This window comes from Metabacillus schmidteae (assembly GCF_903166545.1).
Taxonomy (GTDB): Bacteria; Bacillota; Bacilli; order Bacillales; family Bacillaceae; genus Metabacillus; species Metabacillus schmidteae.
In genome coordinates, this window is the sequence record NZ_CAESCH010000001.1 from 4,039,290 (window position 1) to 4,055,988 (window position 16,699).

18 protein-coding genes are annotated in these 16,699 nt (G+C 36.7%); all 18 read right to left on the minus strand.

Features of this window, described 5'->3' with window-relative positions; all coding sequences use genetic code 11:
- Positions 1–2: 2 nt before the first annotated feature.
- The 18 genes from HWV59_RS19855 to HWV59_RS19940 all read right to left on the minus strand — a co-directional run bounded on the left by HWV59_RS19855 (position 3) and on the right by HWV59_RS19940 (position 16,694).
- On the minus strand, positions 3–1,469 hold the full coding sequence (locus tag HWV59_RS19855) for an Rne/Rng family ribonuclease (RefSeq protein WP_175639832.1): 1,467 nt from the start codon (positions 1,467–1,469) through the stop codon (positions 3–5).
- A gap of 193 nt (positions 1,470–1,662) precedes the next feature.
- Positions 1,663–2,529: a M50 family metallopeptidase gene (locus tag HWV59_RS19860; protein WP_175640122.1), complete on the minus strand. Its 867-nt coding sequence runs from the start codon at positions 2,527–2,529 to the stop codon at positions 1,663–1,665.
- A complete protein-coding gene (locus HWV59_RS19865; RefSeq protein ID WP_102230810.1) occupies positions 2,522–3,319 on the minus strand; it encodes a M23 family metallopeptidase in 798 nt (265 codons plus the stop codon). Before HWV59_RS19865 ends, HWV59_RS19860 begins: the two co-directional genes overlap by 8 nt.
- Before the next feature lie 189 nt (positions 3,320–3,508).
- A complete protein-coding gene (gene minD, locus HWV59_RS19870) occupies positions 3,509–4,312 on the minus strand; it encodes a septum site-determining protein MinD (protein ID WP_102230809.1) in 804 nt (267 codons plus the stop codon).
- A gap of 2 nt (positions 4,313–4,314) precedes the next feature.
- Positions 4,315–4,998, minus strand: coding sequence for a septum site-determining protein MinC (gene minC / locus HWV59_RS19875; protein ID WP_102230808.1), 684 nt, complete (start codon positions 4,996–4,998; stop codon positions 4,315–4,317).
- 134 nt (positions 4,999–5,132) lie between these two features.
- Positions 5,133–5,651 carry a rod shape-determining protein MreD gene (mreD, locus tag HWV59_RS19880; RefSeq protein ID WP_175639833.1) on the minus strand — a complete coding sequence of 173 codons (519 nt, stop codon included), beginning with the start codon at positions 5,649–5,651 and terminating at the stop codon, positions 5,133–5,135.
- 2 nt (positions 5,652–5,653) lie between these two features.
- Positions 5,654–6,586, minus strand: a complete 933-nt coding sequence (mreC, locus tag HWV59_RS19885; RefSeq protein ID WP_102230806.1) for a rod shape-determining protein MreC — start codon at positions 6,584–6,586, stop codon at positions 5,654–5,656.
- 196 nt (positions 6,587–6,782) lie between these two features.
- Positions 6,783–7,805: a rod shape-determining protein gene (locus HWV59_RS19890; RefSeq protein WP_102230805.1), complete on the minus strand. Its 1,023-nt coding sequence runs from the start codon at positions 7,803–7,805 to the stop codon at positions 6,783–6,785.
- 233 nt (positions 7,806–8,038) lie between these two features.
- Positions 8,039–8,728, minus strand: coding sequence for a RadC family protein (gene radC / locus HWV59_RS19895; protein WP_102230804.1), 690 nt, complete (start codon positions 8,726–8,728; stop codon positions 8,039–8,041).
- A 101-nt stretch (positions 8,729–8,829) separates the two neighbouring features.
- A complete protein-coding gene (locus tag HWV59_RS19900; protein ID WP_102230803.1) occupies positions 8,830–9,399 on the minus strand; it encodes a Maf family protein in 570 nt (189 codons plus the stop codon).
- A gap of 156 nt (positions 9,400–9,555) precedes the next feature.
- On the minus strand, positions 9,556–10,581 hold the full coding sequence (locus HWV59_RS19905) for an SPOR domain-containing protein (RefSeq protein WP_175639834.1): 1,026 nt from the start codon (positions 10,579–10,581) through the stop codon (positions 9,556–9,558).
- 125 nt (positions 10,582–10,706) lie between these two features.
- Complete coding sequence (locus HWV59_RS19910) at positions 10,707–11,474, minus strand: hypothetical protein (protein WP_175639835.1); 768 nt, start codon at positions 11,472–11,474, stop codon at positions 10,707–10,709.
- The gene (locus HWV59_RS19915; RefSeq protein WP_175639836.1) at positions 11,471–12,052 is read right to left on the minus strand and encodes a hypothetical protein; all 582 of its coding nucleotides are present in this window, start codon (positions 12,050–12,052) and stop codon (positions 11,471–11,473) included. Before HWV59_RS19915 ends, HWV59_RS19910 begins: the two co-directional genes overlap by 4 nt.
- A 7-nt stretch (positions 12,053–12,059) precedes the next feature.
- Entirely contained in the window at positions 12,060–13,055 is a 996-nt protein-coding gene (pilM, locus tag HWV59_RS19920) for a type IV pilus biogenesis protein PilM (protein WP_102230799.1), read from the minus strand.
- A gap of 14 nt (positions 13,056–13,069) precedes the next feature.
- On the minus strand, positions 13,070–13,843 hold the full coding sequence (locus HWV59_RS19925; RefSeq protein ID WP_175639837.1) for a prepilin peptidase: 774 nt from the start codon (positions 13,841–13,843) through the stop codon (positions 13,070–13,072).
- A gap of 58 nt (positions 13,844–13,901) precedes the next feature.
- A complete protein-coding gene (locus HWV59_RS19930; RefSeq protein WP_175639838.1) occupies positions 13,902–14,354 on the minus strand; it encodes a prepilin-type N-terminal cleavage/methylation domain-containing protein in 453 nt (150 codons plus the stop codon).
- A 91-nt stretch (positions 14,355–14,445) separates the two neighbouring features.
- Positions 14,446–15,654: a type II secretion system F family protein gene (locus HWV59_RS19935; protein WP_175639839.1), complete on the minus strand. Its 1,209-nt coding sequence runs from the start codon at positions 15,652–15,654 to the stop codon at positions 14,446–14,448.
- Positions 15,654–16,694: a type IV pilus twitching motility protein PilT gene (locus HWV59_RS19940; protein ID WP_175639840.1), complete on the minus strand. Its 1,041-nt coding sequence runs from the start codon at positions 16,692–16,694 to the stop codon at positions 15,654–15,656. Before HWV59_RS19940 ends, HWV59_RS19935 begins: the two co-directional genes overlap by 1 nt.
- Between the last annotated feature and the right edge of the window lie 5 nt (positions 16,695–16,699).

The window sequence follows — 16,699 nt, forward strand, 5'->3', positions numbered from 1 at the left end:
TTTCAAGAACTAGCTGATGATTGCTTTTCCGTTATTGATCGTTCCTTACCCATTTGTTTTATACGGTAGGTTGGGACTTGTGAGACAACCTCAGTAAAAAAAATTTTATATCTCAACACATCCTCAAGTCTTTTCAAATGTTCATCATTTGTTCCCTTCACTAAGTTGATTACGTCCCCTGTTGCTTCAATCCACATTGCTTCTTCATCCATATATTGATATTCCCATAATTCTCGCTCTAATTTATATGCAACAGAGTCAGCTGAAATAATGCGACCTGTACCCCTGCATGTTTTACACATATCGGTCACATTACTTTCTAATGGCATTCGCATTTTTTTCCTCGTTATTTGTAAAATATTTAATTCTGTAAAGCCGATGACTTTATGCTGAACTCGATCTCTGTTCATTTCCCGTTTCATTGTCTCAAAAATCTTTAATTGATCTTGTTTATGCTTCATATCAATAAAGTCAATTAAGATGATTCCACTAAGGTTTCTTAACCGAATTTGTTTCGCAATTTCAATTGCAGCAAGTTCGTTCGTTTTCAGAACGGTGTCACGCATCGATAATTTCCCGGAAAATTTTCCGGTATTCACGTCAATAATCGTCATTGCCTCGGTTTGTTCAATCAATATGTATGCACCGTTTTTTAACCACACTAAAGGTTTAAGTATTTTCTCTATTTCTTGTTCTATTTTATATGCAGAGAAGATTCCCTCTTTTTGGTCATAATATTGAATGGATGTTTGCGGGAAAAGTGATTTAAGCTGCTGAACTCGTTCTATTTGATCACATATGATGTGATCCTCTTCTTTTACCACAATCTCAGATAAGATTCGGTCAATAAAGCTTTTCGACTCAAACACACAAACCGGCTTATCGTTTGTTTGTTTTATCACCTCTAAAAATTTCTTCTTTAATTGATTATATTCTTTTTCCAGTTCTTCCTTTGATCGCGCCTTAGCAGCAGTGCGAAAAAGAATCCCTTCCTGATCCTGTATAAACGTTTGTGCTATGTTAAAGAGAAGGTTTCTTGCCTGCTCATCCTGCACTTTTTTCGAAACCGCCAGATAATTCCCATAAGGCATATAAACAAGTAAATGACCACCAAATTCAAGATTCATAGTCAATTTTGGTCCCTTTTGTTCTGTCCCCGTTTTAACAACCTGAACGAAAACCCTTTCACCTTCTTTTATAAAATGTGAAATTGATTGATTTGATTCTGATTGATTTGCTAGTTGAAAACGTAAGGTATCGTTTCGGTGAAGATATCCATTTTGTGATAACCCAATATCAACAAAGGCTGCCTGCATACCGGGTAATACTTTTTTTACTCGACCAATATAGATATTGCCGACAATTTCATCTTCAGAGGAATAAGATTGGTGAATTTCTGCTACCTGTTCATCTTCAAAGATGGCACAACGAACTTCTCTGGCTTTTTCATTTATAATAATTTTACGCACGTCTTGTTAAACTCTCTCTTTCTTTGACTTTTCTCACCATTTTACTACAGGTTGCTTATTCTAGCATCTTTTCTAGGCTGTTTTGCAAACTTTGTTGTTTTTATTTAAGTTAATAGTTCGTTCCATTGCACTCCACTATAGAGTCGAAAAGTAATCAAAGCAACAATCCTTGCGAAAACAGCCAAATCAAAAATTAATAATCATACACAAGATCTCCAACTTTAGAGTCTGTTAATTTATTTGTAAAATATGCATGTAATAGTTCATTTTCATCCATCTCAGAGACCTTTGTTCCATTTCGTTCAACAATAATAAGATGCTTACAGCCGCGTTGAAATTGGAGAAGTACATGATAAATTAATTCGGATTCATCCACGACAATTGGTTTAATTAGATTTATTTGGGTTTGTTTGCCGTAATATCTCTCCATTAAAAAACGCAAACAACTATACATTCTATTTTTATGTTCATGATAAAGGCTATAGATAAGGAAAGTTGAGATAATCCACATATTCAAGTGGGTAGGAGACAATATGAGTATAGCTATTACGTAAAAAACTAAAAAGATGATGGAGGTCATCATCATATATGAATGAGCTTTTTGGTATGACCAATGCTTTGAAAATATAATAAATAATAGCTTACCACCATCTAATGGCCAAACAGGTAATAAATTAAACAAAAGTACAGATAGATTGTAAAATGTGAATAATTGATAATCATCTATATGAATAAGATGAGTCGTATAAAGAAGGAAAGCCACTCCCTGAAGCCATAAATGCTGAATAGGCCCGGCAAGAACAACAATACATTCTTCCCGTAACGACCGATTTCCATGCTCATCAACCTCAGCAACACCTCCAAATGGGAGCAGCATAATTGACTTTATCCTCCAAGAAAAAAAATGAGCACTGATTGCATGGCCCATTTCATGTACAAAAATAATGATCATTAAGAGGAATAATGGTTTAAAATTAGCAGTTATGACACTAATCGCAATCATAATCCATAACAAAGGGTGTATATGAACTTTACTGAGAAGTAAGAAGTATTTATGAATCAAATCGTATCACCTGTATTGGGTCAATAAATGAATCGCCCTTTTTAATAGCGAAATAGTAAGTACCCTTTTGATTTTCAGAAAGCTTGATTTTTCCTAATTCTTTTCCCTTCTCGACGAAATCATAGAGGGGAACATCAATTTTATCTAAGTTTCCATACCATGACTTTGTCCCATCAGCATGTTGAAGTACAATCGTAAGCCCTGTTCCTTCTTTTTCACCGGCCTCGATAATAATTCCTTCATTCATCGCTTCTACTGAAGGTTGATTCGTTTCCACCATAATACCTTGGCCATTATCTTTAAACGATTCTAATACCTTCCCCGATGCTGGAACAGCAAGCTGTGAAACTTGTGTTTCATTTCCTGATTTTTCAGTGTCTGATGTACCATTGTTAAATAATGCTAAAGGTTCACCAAACTGATCGTGATACCATTTAGATACAGTCGCAAATTGAAATTCTTCTTCAAGAGAGTATTGGACAACTTCTTTTGCCTTATCAAACAGCGGAGATCCATTTTTAAAAACAATTGCTGTGACTAATACTAGCACCGCTGAAAATAAAATTTTGAATATAAAAACTTCAGGCCGGAATAGTGGATGGGCATCTTTATGATTTCCCGGTCCACCTTCATAGGTAGGTGGTGAATATACACCGCCATAACGTTCTTCATCGCTCATAAAAAGCGAAGTTCTTTGTGAGGTCTCGTGGGTTTGACTACCTGCAAATCCTCGATCTCTCTTTCTTTTTGCAATTCTTTTTTTTACTTCATCCGCTCGATGACTCATCCCCATCCATCCTTTTAGCAAGTTTGTACAAGTGTATGCCTTGTCCTTATGGAATATGAACATTTTTAATCAGAGAAAAAAAGTGAATAAAGAATGGTAATAAAAAAAGACTAGAAATTCCTCCATACCACTCATTTGTGATAAAGTAAGAAAACTAGCCCTTAATCTATTTATCTATTAAATTAAGTTTTAAACACGAACACCGAAAAATCTTTTTAACTTAACAAGCATTCCTTTATTTGGTTCATCTAACGATTGTAATGGAACAGATTCACCTAAAATTCGTCTTGCAATATTTCGGTATGCAATCGCTGCACGATTGTTAGGGTCCATCGCAATAGGCTCACCATTATTTGAAGCTTTAATCACATCATCGTCATCTGCTACGATTCCAATCAGATCAATTGATAAATGAGTTACAATTTCGTCGACATCCAGCATGTCCCCGTTTTTCACAAGATGATTTCGAATACGATTGATCACTAACTTCGGCGGCTCAATATTCTCCTGCTCTAATAAGCCGATGATCCGGTCCGCATCACGAACTGCAGATATTTCTGGTGTAGTCACAACGATTGCTTTATCTGCCCCTGCGACTGCATTTTTGTATCCTTGTTCAATACCTGCTGGACAATCAATCACGATATAATCGTAATCTTGTTTCAGCTCATTCACTAATTTTTTCATTTGTTCCGGCTTCACAGCTGTTTTATCACTTGTTTGTGCAGCTGGCAATAAATATAACAGATCTTCAAAACGTTTATCTTTGACAAGAGCTTGATGTATTTTACAACGACCTTCTACAACATCAACCAAATCATAGATAATACGATTCTCGAGTCCCATTACGACATCCAAGTTTCGAAGACCGATGTCTGTATCTACTAGACAAACTCGTTTGCCTAATATAGCTAAAGCTGTCCCAATATTTGCTGATGTCGTTGTTTTACCAACGCCACCTTTACCTGAGGTAATGACAATTGCTTCACCCATTGTTAGATTCCTCCTTCAAACCTTGTTAAATTTGGTCGTAGATGAGTTAGTTGTTGTAATCTCTCAATTACCATTTCTTCATCTTCATTAAGATAAGCACATTCCATCTCAGACCCCTCATTAGGGATATGATCCGGTGCACGATTAATGATTTCCCCAATTCGCAGTTGTGATGGCTTCAAAAGAGAAGCTGCTATGACTGCTAGGTTATTTCCATCATTGCCGGCATGGGCAATTCCTTTTAAAGCACCTAAAACAAAGATATTTCCAGAAGCACTTACCTCTCCACCTGGATTAACATCACCAATGAGCAGTAAATCTCCTTTTACTTTCAGTATTTGCCCCGAACGAACTATTTTGGTCACTGACACAATTTCGGTTTCTCTTTTTAGCCTTAATGCCTCGTCCTTCGTAATGACATTGCTTTCTATGGATTCAACTAAAAGATTGCGCTTTTGTTTTATAACTGATTCTAGTTTTTCTCGCTGATTCGTATTAATTAAACGATTTCCAACCTTGACATTTACTCCAATAACAGGGCCAGTCTGTTGAACATACTGTTTTAAAGATAGCATCTCCTCTAATTCTTGGAGCAATTGGTCAAAAGAACATGAATCATCGAGATGCAACGTTAAGCCATCTTTCGTGCCTTTGATCGTAACATATTGTTGTTTTTGGACCTTCATGACGTTCACCTCAACGATTTTACTATTCGACAGAACTGCCCGAATTCCTTTTTTATGTGATAATAAAGTAGCATTTTTTTAAATGGGAGCCACTTTATCTGTATTTTTATCCTTACATTCAACAAAGTGAATGATCAATCTTCAGATTCAGCTTTTTTTAATTTCGTTAAAAACGATTTGAGTGGGAAAATAAATAGTAACGCAAAAACAATATTCAACCCAAGGGTTGTTAGTAGTCTTTTGGTTGTAAAATCATATAACGACATGTCAGTGGCACCTATTGCGTAATTAACCCCATATACATAAAACTCAAGAATTGCAATTGCAAGAGTCGACAAAAAGATGACAATTAAAACATGCTGATGAAGAACTTTCATTGCTTTTGAAACTAAGTAAGCAAGAAATGCATATGCCAAAAGATAGATCCCGATCACTTCGATATATACAACATCATACAAAAACCCAAAAATCAACCCGAATAACATTCCTTGTGTGCGATTTAAGTAAACTGTGATAAAGATAACAAAAACCAACAAAAATCTTGGGATGTATAAATAATCTTCACCTAAAAATGATATACTTACAAGTTGTGCAAAAGTACTTTCACTAATAAAGACAATAAGGACTAGAAAAGGAAGAATAAAACGTCTCAAAACTATTCCTCCTTTTCCTCGGCTTCAACAGGATCTTTAGATGCGGCCACACGGTCTGCGACCCATACACGATCAATATCATAAAAATTTGCTGTTGGTTTTACATAAGCCATTTGCTCTAATCCATATGAGTCGGGTTCAACTTCCATAATTTCCCCAATGATAATTCCGCTTGGGAAAACCCCGCCCTTTCCGGATGTTATAACCTTTTGACCTTCAACAAGTTTTACATCAGACTCAATTTTCCGAAGCAAAAGTGCTCCTTTTTCCTCATCGTAACCTTCTATTAAGCCTGTTACTGTTTCATTATTTTTCGTTGTTTCTTTGTTTTCCTCTTTATTATCTTGTTCATTCTCTTTTACTTCTGCAGGTTGTACTTCAGCTGAAATTCTATTTTTTAAATCAGTAGCACTTAATAACTGGACTGTTGATGAGAATTGAGAGGTTGATTTTACTTTCCCTATCAGACCTTGTGCTGTAACAACTGCCATATTAGGCTCAACGCCGTCTTGTTCACCTTTATCGATTGAGATATAGTCATACCATTTTTCAGGATTTCGCCCTATTACAGCTGAATAGATAGGATTGTATTCTCGTAAATCTGAAACTTTTCCCAGCTCAGTTTTCAATTTTTCATTTTCAACTTTATAATCTTGAAGATCTGCCTCAAGCTGCATATACTCATCGAGTCTACTTTTTAACAGCTCATTTTCTTCGTATGTATTCTTTAGATCTTTTATGTTTTCAAAAACATTTGATACATAAGCAGCAGGTTTATGAAAAATAGACTGAAAAACACTTACCGTATCCTGCAGGAATTGCTCAGGCCATGACAGCTGTCGGTCATCCTTTAACGAAAAACCAATTAATGACACTAACACAATAACACTTACAAGTAACAAGATTAGGCGTTTGTTTAGAAAAAACTGTGGCATGATGAACACCTTCTTATTTACAATTTAAAAACACACCGGTACGCGTAAGGATATTGCTCCTTACATACAAATACCGGTGTTTCACTTATACTATCAGAAATATAAAATTTTAATGGAAGATAGTATAAGAAAAACTATGGCTTTCGCCATTAAAACTTGGCGACAAGCCAAGTTTTTCTAATCATTTCATTTTAACTTAACGGCTGTCTCTTGCTTTATTTTTAAATAGATGAATGTGCTCTAACGCTTTACCTGTACCAATTGCAACACAATCCAGAGGATCTTCTGCAATTAATACCGGCATATTGGTTTCTTCACCGATGACTTTATCAAGATTTCGAAGCAATGCTCCTCCACCAGTTAACACAATCCCACGATCCATAATATCTGCGGCAAGTTCCGGTGGTGTTTTTTCTAATGTATTTTTAACAGTGTCCACAATGGTATCAACGGTGTCTTTTAAAGCATCGGCAATTTCTTCTGCAGTAATAGAAATAGTTTTTGGTAATCCAGTTAAAAGATCACGACCTCTAATGTCCATGTTTTCTACACCATCTGGTGAACCAGCTGAGCCTACCTCAACTTTAATGGCTTCAGATGTACGATCACCAATCATTAAGTTATATGTTTTGCGAATGTATGTAGTAATCGCCTCATCCATTTCATCACCTGCAACACGAATCGATTGACTCGTTACGATACCGCCAAGAGAGATAATCGCTACTTCAGTTGTACCGCCGCCGATATCAACAACCATGCTTCCAGTTGGCTCCCAAACTGGTAAATTCGCCCCAATTGCAGCTGCGAACGGCTCTTCAATCGTATATGCATCTCTTGCACCAGCTTGTCTTGTTGCATCAATTACAGCTCTTTCCTCAACAGCAGTAATCCCAGATGGTACACAAACCATCACATAAGGTTTTCCTGAGAATATACCTTTTGTTTTGGTTGCCTGTTTAATATAATACTTCATCATCGTTGCAGTTGTTTCGTAATCTGCAATAACTCCATCTTTCATAGGTCGAAGTGCTACAACATTGCCAGGTGTACGACCGATCATATTTTTCGCATCATTTCCAACGGCAACAATTTGTTTTGTGTCTGTTTGCAGGGCCACAACTGATGGCTCACGTACAACAATTCCTTTACCTTTTACAAACACAAGTGTGTTTGCTGTCCCTAAATCTATTCCAAGGTCTCTTGTCCCAATTCCGAACATAGGGTGTATCTTCCTTTCTGAAACGAATGTACTTTTTACTTATTATTTTCAGGAAAATTGACAGAATACAACTTTCTTCTTTGTTAGATAAACTTGCGTGTGTCGCATATACGAATTTGACTCTACGTACATTGACAGCTTTCTTCACTCTTCCCTAAAAAAAGAGTCTTTTGGGTCATTCCTAAAAAAACTCATAAATCTTATTATATCGTAATTACTCAAAAAAAAAAGTATTAGATATAGCCTTTTTCTTTCAAACTAACGAATTTTTGTTCACCAATAATAAGATGGTCCAAAAGTTCGATCCCTAACATCTTACCGCACTCAGTTAAACGCTTGGTTACTTCAATATCCTCCCGGCTTGGTGTCGGATCACCTGAGGGGTGATTATGTATACAAATTAAAGAAGCTGCAGATCGCTTTAATGCTTCTTTGTAAACCTCCCTCGGATGGACAATTGATGCATTTAGACTACCGATAAAAACAGTTTGTTTATGAAGGACTTGATTTTTGGTGTTTAAATATAAGCAGACAAAGTGTTCCTGGCTTAAAAAACGCATCTCCTCCATGACATAATTGGCTCCGTCTTGTGGAGAGCGAATGACAAACCGATCATCATAGGTTAATCGGTTCATACGTCGTCCCAGCTCTAATGCAGATAAAATTTGCACAGCCTTTGCCGTACCGATCCCGGATATGGTTGTAATCTCATTTACAGAAGCATCTTTTAACATTCTTAACCCTTCAAAATGTTTTAATAATTTTTGTGACAATTCTAATACGGATTCCTTTTTCGTACCAGTACGGAGTAAAATCGCTAATAATTCTTGATTTGACAGCTTGTCTGCTCCCTCATTTAACAGTCGCTCTCTTGGTCGTTCATCTTGCGGGAAATCCCGGATTTTAAAGGTTGACGATTCCATTTATCCTCCTTCTTTCCCTTTCTGCTCAAAATCTTTTCTCTATGTGAATATCATGTTCTTGCACTACCGTTTTATGCCACAACTGTTCTGAAATTTAGCCATTACCATTTCAACCCGGCATTGATTAGTTCTCTTTTGGTTCGGGCAATCGGCAACCCCATGACAGCATAATAATCACCTTTAATTTCTTTCACTAATAGAGCTCCAAAACCTTGAATACCATAAGCACCAGCTTTATCCATCGGTTCTCCGGTTGCAATATACTCCTCAATTTCTTTTTGAGATAATGAATAAAACATCACACTTGTTTTTTCACAAAAAGTATGGTGATTTCGGTTGTGAACAATCGATACGCCAGTATATACCTCATGAGTTTGACCAGAAAGCATTGTCAGCATTTCCATTGCTTCTTTTTCATTTTTAGGCTTTCCGAGCATTTTTCCTTGAAACACAACGAGTGTATCAGAACCTATAACATATGCATCATGATTTGATTTTGCTACATTTTCTGCCTTTTGCTGTGCCAATGATTGAACCATGTCTGCCGGATGAAGATTCTCGTCTACAACCTCCTCAACCTCACTACTTATTACTTCAAAAGGACGTTGCAAAAGCTCTAGAAGTTCTTTTCTACGGGGAGAAGCGGAAGCTAAGATGAGGCTTGAATTCATGTGTAAAACATCCTTTCTTCGTTTCAGATTAGAAGATACTTCTATATCTTACCAAATGAGGTTTTTTTGGACAATTTTTCATTTTTTAATTTTACATAAAAAAATCCAAATCTTCTCTACTTTTATATAGAGGAGATTTGGAGTTTTATCCTAACTTTACTGCAAGGCTTGAACAACATCGAGAATTGATTGTTGTGCTTCCCAGCCTTTGTTTTCCTTAAGATTTGTTGTAGCCACTAGGAGCTTATCGACTAATTTTTTTTCATTATCATTTCCTGTTTCAATTGCATTTAGTTGTTCTTCTATTTTTGCCAATTGGTCAACAGTAGCATTCTGATTATTCGTTACCGCTGCAGACAATGTTGCTAAACTTGTGATGGAATCTACCCATTTCTCAGGTGTTTTTGTTGTTGATATGGAAAGAGTAAGCTGCTTTCCTCCCCAAAACTCCTGGAATTGGTGTTGTTTATATTGCTCATTCATGGCACTGGTCTCCGTTTTTTCCTTCCCTAATCCTGCCAACACCGCAAAGGAACCATCTGTTTCAATAACGGTTGAGGCTAAACCCTTATCCTTGATTTCTGCTGCAACTGTATCCGCCCCTTCTTTAGTTGAAAAAATCCCACCTTGTACGGCATAAAGCTGCAATGACGCTGATGAAGCGGCTGTGCTAGTTTGTTGTTGATCACCCTTTTTTTGATCGGAAGAATCTTTTGCTTCTGTATTGTCTGAATCACCTGTCACGACTACCTCTGATGGTGTTGCTGAGGCTGGCATGTCTTCATTTGATAAGAAATTTAACGCAATATAACCAAACCCCACCCCAATTCCTACAGCCAACAAAACAATTGTCGTCATTTGTTTCATTGGAAAACCAACATTGCGATTGGTCTTCTTTTTCGAAGGATATTGAAAGGGTGTTACATTTTCATTTGATAGTATTTTCTTCTTTTTAGAGGGAATGATCACTTTTGGATCTTCTTCAAAAACTGGATCGTCCTCAGGTAATAGCCACGGAAAATCATCTTCCTCCTTTTTAGCTGAAGCCATTTCCTTTTCTGCTTTAAGCTTTTCTTTCCATGATACTATTTCGTATTGGTGTGTTGATTCTTTATTTTCGGTTAAGGGACGGTCCTTTCCGTTTATTTTAATTTTCACTGTATCTGAGGTCTCCTTCTTCATATGCCTCCCACCCTTCTTAGTGCACGAGCATTCATAATGATCTTATGCTAACAAAAGGATAAAAAAAAAGAACAAGACATTTGTCGTCTTGTCCATAATATTTTCCGCCATTTTCTGACAGTTTCCTACTCATCGTCTTCATCTACTACATTCGTAAATGGATTTTCTTTGTCACTTGGTGCAGGTGTATGGAATGGCGGAAGTTGATCTTTCAGTTCTTCAAGATTTGGTAAATAAAATGTCGATACAACCACTTGATACGTGAATTCACTTTCTTCGCTCGTATCATCTATCTGTATAAGCTCTTGTTTACCTTCTACTGAAACAGACTCAATTTGAGTAATTCGTTTTGTATTCTCCAACTGTCTAAGAAACTCTTCTACTTCATAATAGCTGGGAGATGTTACAGACAATTCAACCGTTAATTTTTCAATTCCTTTAGGCATAGTATCTGATGTTGCCGTCTCCGTAGAGTCTTCACTTTCAGCTGTTTCACTATCGGGATCCAGTTTTTCATCATAAGCCTCGACGAGTTCATCATCTTGCTCTTCTTCTGTAACAGCTTCCCCATCCTGAAAACTTAACGTTGTAATCAAACTGCTTGAAATTGTTTCAGCTTTCTCTAAATCTAATAAGAATTGCTCTTCAAATGGGCTAACAGGCAATATTTTTTGTAATTCAACTGCTGATAACAGTGTTCCTTCACTATTTTCTCCACTAGAAGCCTGAAGCGTTTGAATAAGCGTATTTTCTGTGTCAATTTGACCTTGTAAGCTCTTAATCTCCTGTGATTTCGGCTGAAGAAGGAGCAAATAAGAAAAATAAACGAGTAAACCTGTTATGACGACAGTGAAAACAATGAAGACTGTATGTTTCTTTCTCCACTCAATCATTGTTTACTCTCCTCCTTCTCAAAAGCCTTTACCGCATTTCGATCAATTGACAGCTCATATGTTGCTAGATACCTTGGAACAGTGTCTTCTTGATCTTCCAGTGGAACAGCTTCAACTGTTACAAGTCTCACTTCGTTCATTACATCAGAATCCTTTAACCGTTTTAAATAATAAGCGGCTTCTCTTGAAGATTCAAATTGAACAAGTAGATGTAAAGAAGCATTTTCCCCATATTCCAAACTATAAAAATACCCTTTTTCAGGGAGCTTTTTCGTTAATTCATTTAAAAGAGGAACAAAGTCAATTGGATACTCCTTTGACCACTCAATCGCTTTTTCCAATTCAGCAACAGCCTTTGATGAGTCATCTTGACTTGCCTGTTGTTGAAGTGCAGCTGTTTGTTGCTGAACCTGCTGATATTCCTGTTGGAGTTGAGTGATTTGCTCGTTCTTCTGTTTAACCATCATCAAAATAACAAGTGTTCCTACTAATAAAATGATGGCAATCATCAGCAAAACGAGTATATTGGTGTAATTTCGTTGTTGTTTTTGTGGGAGTAAATTGATTTCCGCTAACATATTTGCTTTACACCTCTTTTAATGCTAATCCAAGCACGGTATGAAACTTATTAGGAACAGCAATGTTTTTATGTGTGTACACCTGTGTTTGTGGATGTGTAATATTAATGGATGTTACTGACTCTTGCAAGATATTCATAAATTCATCAATATATGGGTTATCACCTAATAATATAATTTGCGTAATTTGATGATCTCCCTGATGAAGGCTGAAACGATAAAAATTAATAATCTTTTCGATTTCCTTCACAGTATCTCGAAAATGATTCAGCAAAACATCTTTTTCTTTTACTTCATATTGATAGTAAACTTGTGTTTCCGGATCTAGTTTATATGACCAATTTTTGCTCATGTCTTCTAACTGTAAATGGCGAGTAAAAATTGGTTTTAGCTGTTCGAAAATACTGAAATTGATTGAATCAAGTTTTACATCAACTAATAGAGTATTTTCCTTTTCTGAAACATGTTGTTGATGAAAAAGGAAACGATAATCTGAGAGTGCAGATAAGTCAGCTGCACTAGGATCTAGTTTAAGATCATCTAATAGTTCAGTATATTCGTTAATCGTTGCTTCCGGTGCTGCAAACAAAAGGATTTCCTTATCTGTTTCCGTTTCTTGAAGAGGAACAAAATCAAATACAGGCTCTTCAAATGGAAGATGAATGTTATGACCTATCTCTAAATAAAGATATCCTTTGATTTCATCATCCTTTAAATCTACCGGCACCTTCACCTTGCGCACACTTACAAAAGCATCAGGCGTGATAAAGCGAACTTGCTTCCTCTTTATTCCCCAATCTTGAATACATTGCCCCAGAATCAAGGATAGTTTATCAGGATCTTTAATTCGACCATCTACTATAATACCCTCTGGAAGATAGCTTTCAAAAAAGCGATGAACGACTAACGGTTCAACCGTTTTAAGCTCGAGTAACTGGATCGAATAATTCGATATATATACATTCACTGCTTGTTGTTTTTGAGTAAATAAACGATATGCCATGCTCAAAACCTCTCTTAATAGAAGTAAGGAAAGAAATAGGTTACATATAATTGGATCAGGTCATGACCAAAGAAATAGGCAATTAAAGCACCAACTACGAGGAATGGGCCAAATGGAAAAGGTTTTCCTTTTTTTATAAGGCCTATCATCATTCCAAAGATACCAACGATTGTACCAATTAATGTAGCTAGAAAGAAGCATAATAATACAAGCTTCCATCCTAAGGCGAGACCAAACACAGCCATTAGCTTCATATCACCGCCACCCATACCTCCTCGGCTAACTAAGATGACGATAAGCGGCACAGCAGTTCCAATCACTAGACCAGCAAATGGATCCCACCATGGATCTGTTGGAATAAAAAGTCGTTCTCCTAAAAATAAAAGAAGAAAAAACAAATTTACTTTATCGGGAATAATCATATATTTCAAATCAGAAACAATGACAATCATACATAATGAGATTAGTGTCCAAGCTATAACCAATTCTTTTGACCATCCCACCAAAAGCGGTGAAATCGTAAAAAGAATCGCTGTTAGAAATTCCATTGAAGGATATAACGGTGAAATGGACGTTTTACAGTTGCGGCATTTACCGTTTTGGAATAAGTATGAAAAAATTGGAATTAGTTCAAGAGCTGATAGTTTTTTGTCACATACTGGACAGGCTGAGCCTGGGTATGCGATCGATTTTTTGATTGGGACGCGTAGACCGACGACATTGTAAAAGGAGCCGAGGACTGCGCCTAGGATGAAGATGTAGGTGTGTAGGGTGATGAGTGTTGGCATTTTGGTAACTCCTTTTCTAAAGATAGAAAGATAGTCCTCAATAGGACTATCTTTCTAATTATTTATAATTGTCAATATCTTCTCTAGTTAAATCACTAGCATCTATATTATCAGTCGCATCTGCGTATTTACTTGCTCCTTCAAGAGTTACATAGTAATTTGTTGGGCTTTCTGGGTCATCAACAATTACAAATGATTTAGTTGTATCATAATCTGCATTACCATTTGGATCTTTAATTGATTCTAGATGACCTGCATCAATAAGCTCTTTTAATGTAACTTTATTATCAGTCTCTTTATCTTTGTTAACTATATCACCGGTTGTAACATATAGTCTTGCAGCATTAGCAATTTGCTTAGCATTCGCAATATGTGCATCTGCTTTAGAATTAGCAATCATCCCACCAATAGCCGGAATCGCAATCGCAGCAATAATCCCTAAAATTACAACAACCGCTAAAAGCTCAATTAATGTTAAACCGCGCTCATTTTTCATAATTTTCTTTAACATTGTGTTTCCTCCTAAATATTAGTTCGATTTCCCTATTCCATTGATATTATACATGAATATATTTAACTATGAATATAAAATTTTTGTAAATTTACATCTGAACATGATTAAATATGTCAAACATCGGAACAATAATGGCAATAACAATAGTTCCAACGATCCCTGCTAAAAGGACGATCATTAATGGTTCAATTAAAGACTTTAATCGGTCTGTACTGTTTTCTACTTCTTCCTCGTAGAAATCGGCTACTTTGCCCAGCATTTCATCGAGAGAGCCTGTTTCTTCACCGATCGCAATCATCTGTGTAACAAGAGGCGGGAATGCCCAATGCTTTTTCATCGGCTCTGTTAAGGAAAGTCCATTTTCAAGTGATCTTCGAGAGCTAGCTAAAACTTTTGCAATCACTTCATTTTCTACAATTTTCTCGACAATCGTTAAAGATTGCAGGATCGGCACTGAGCTCGAAAATAATGAACTAAGTGTTCTTGTCATTCTGGCAAGGACAGCCTTTTGAATCATACTCCCAAAAATCGGCATTTTTAATGCCATCAAGTCTAAATAATATTTTGTTTGCTTATTCTTTCGTAAAGCATAAAAGCCGGCAAAAATCGTAACAAAAAATAGAATGACGATATACCAATATTCTTGCATATATATGCTAGAGTTTAAGACGAATAATGTAATAGCAGGCAGCTGAGCTCCAAAGCCTTCAAACATCGTTACAAAGGTTGGAACTACAGACACCAATAAGAAAATAACAACGACTACAGCTACAATCGCAACGGCCATTGGATAGGCTAATGCAGATTGTATCTTTTGCTTTGTTCGATGCTGCTTTTCATATTGAATCGCTAATCGGTCAAGTGTTTCTTCCATGCTTCCGCTTGCTTCACCAGCTTTAATCATGTTCACAAACATAGCAGAAAAAATACGCTTATGCTTTGCTGCACTAACAGATAAAGCCTGTCCTGATTTTAAATCGTCTTCCATTTGTTCAAGTGCGTGTCTTAATGCCTTACTGCTCGTTTGCTTTGCAAGAATATTTGTAGCATCTACAATTGTTACACCTGCTCGAAGTAAGGTAGAAAATTGTCTTAGATAAATAACGAAGTCCTGAAGTTTAACAGGATTGCCGATGGCAATATCCTTTGTAAGAAGTGTTTCAGGAATTTCTTCAATATTGGTAATACGTATTCCTAGTTCACTTAACTTTAGTACTGCTTCACGTTTTGAACTTGCTGTCACATTACCTGATTTTTTTCCGGTACGGTCACGACCTTCATATTTAAATCTAGCCATTATTCTGTCGACCCCTGTTTAAATGGTATGGCACTTTCTTGTGAAATAATTCCTGCCTTCACATATTCCATTAATGAGCTTTCAAAGGATTGCATTCCTTGTGCCCGACTTGTTTGAATTACACTTGGTATTTGATAGGTTTTTTCATTTCGAATCAAGCTTGAAATTGCAGAATTATTTAGCAGTACTTCTAAAACTGCTCTCCTGCCTGTTTTATCAATTGTTTGGAATAGTCTTTGAGAGAGTATTCCTACAAGAACTGATGCAAGCTGGAGGCGAATTTGCGGTTGCTGGTTTGCCGGAAAAACATCGATGATACGATCAACGGTTGATGCTGCTGAAGACGTATGAAGTGTTCCTAAGACTAAATGCCCTGTTTCAGCAGCTGTGATCGCTGTATGAATCGTTTCAAGATCACGCATTTCACCGACTAATATGACATCAGGATCTTGACGTAATGCCGATTTTAATCCCGAGGCAAAGCTGCCTGTGTCAAATCCAACCTCACGTTGATCTACAATACATTGCTGATGTTTATGCAAATACTCAATCGGATCTTCTAAGGTAATGATATGACGCTTCATCGTCTGATTCATGTAGTGGATCATTGATGCAAGAGTTGTAGATTTCCCGCTTCCAGTAGGACCTGTAACTAAAATTAATCCATGTGGCTTTTCAACGACCTTCTTTAAAATTGCCGGCAAATGCAAATCATCTAAAGATGGAATCGTTCTCGGTACAATGCGAATGGCCAATGATATACAAGATCGCTGCCTGAATGCATTGACACGGAAGCGGGATATTCCAGGAAGCCCATAAGAAAAATCCAGCTCACCTTTTTCCAAAAACATTGGCCATTTTGATGTTGAAATGATTGCTTTTGCCATTTCCTCCGTTTCAGCGGGTAGAAGGATATCCTGTCCAATCTTTAGTAACTCTCCATTTATTCTCATCACCGGCGGCACTCCAACAGATAAATGAATATCTGAAGCCTGCTTATCAAAGGCAAGCTTTAAGATTGAGTCAATTTTAGCTTTCAATGTTT

What these genes read in the sequence shown, in the direction of transcription:
- HWV59_RS19915 (WP_175639836.1), bottom strand. Translation starts at nt 12,052, where the DNA reads ATGTTAGCGGAAATCAATTTACTCCCACAAAAACAACAACGAAATTAC.
- HWV59_RS19865 (WP_102230810.1), bottom strand. Translation starts at nt 3,319, where the DNA reads ATGAGTCATCGAGCGGATGAAGTAAAAAAAAGAATTGCAAAAAGAAAG.
- HWV59_RS19890 (WP_102230805.1), bottom strand. Translation starts at nt 7,805, where the DNA reads ATGTTCGGAATTGGGACAAGAGACCTTGGAATAGATTTAGGGACAGCA.
- HWV59_RS19910 (WP_175639835.1), bottom strand. Translation starts at nt 11,474, where the DNA reads ATGATTGAGTGGAGAAAGAAACATACAGTCTTCATTGTTTTCACTGTC.
- HWV59_RS19935 (WP_175639839.1), bottom strand. Translation starts at nt 15,654, where the DNA reads ATGGCTAGATTTAAATATGAAGGTCGTGACCGTACCGGAAAAAAATCA.
- HWV59_RS19930 (WP_175639838.1), bottom strand. Translation starts at nt 14,354, where the DNA reads ATGTTAAAGAAAATTATGAAAAATGAGCGCGGTTTAACATTAATTGAG.
- radC (WP_102230804.1), bottom strand. Translation starts at nt 8,728, where the DNA reads ATGGAATCGTCAACCTTTAAAATCCGGGATTTCCCGCAAGATGAACGA.
- HWV59_RS19925 (WP_175639837.1), bottom strand. Translation starts at nt 13,843, where the DNA reads ATGCCAACACTCATCACCCTACACACCTACATCTTCATCCTAGGCGCA.
- HWV59_RS19905 (WP_175639834.1), bottom strand. Translation starts at nt 10,581, where the DNA reads ATGAAGAAGGAGACCTCAGATACAGTGAAAATTAAAATAAACGGAAAG.
- minC (WP_102230808.1), bottom strand. Translation starts at nt 4,998, where the DNA reads ATGAAGGTCCAAAAACAACAATATGTTACGATCAAAGGCACGAAAGAT.
- mreC (WP_102230806.1), bottom strand. Translation starts at nt 6,586, where the DNA reads ATGCCACAGTTTTTTCTAAACAAACGCCTAATCTTGTTACTTGTAAGT.
- HWV59_RS19900 (WP_102230803.1), bottom strand. Translation starts at nt 9,399, where the DNA reads ATGAATTCAAGCCTCATCTTAGCTTCCGCTTCTCCCCGTAGAAAAGAA.
- pilM (WP_102230799.1), bottom strand. Translation starts at nt 13,055, where the DNA reads ATGGCATATCGTTTATTTACTCAAAAACAACAAGCAGTGAATGTATAT.
- minD (WP_102230809.1), bottom strand. Translation starts at nt 4,312, where the DNA reads ATGGGTGAAGCAATTGTCATTACCTCAGGTAAAGGTGGCGTTGGTAAA.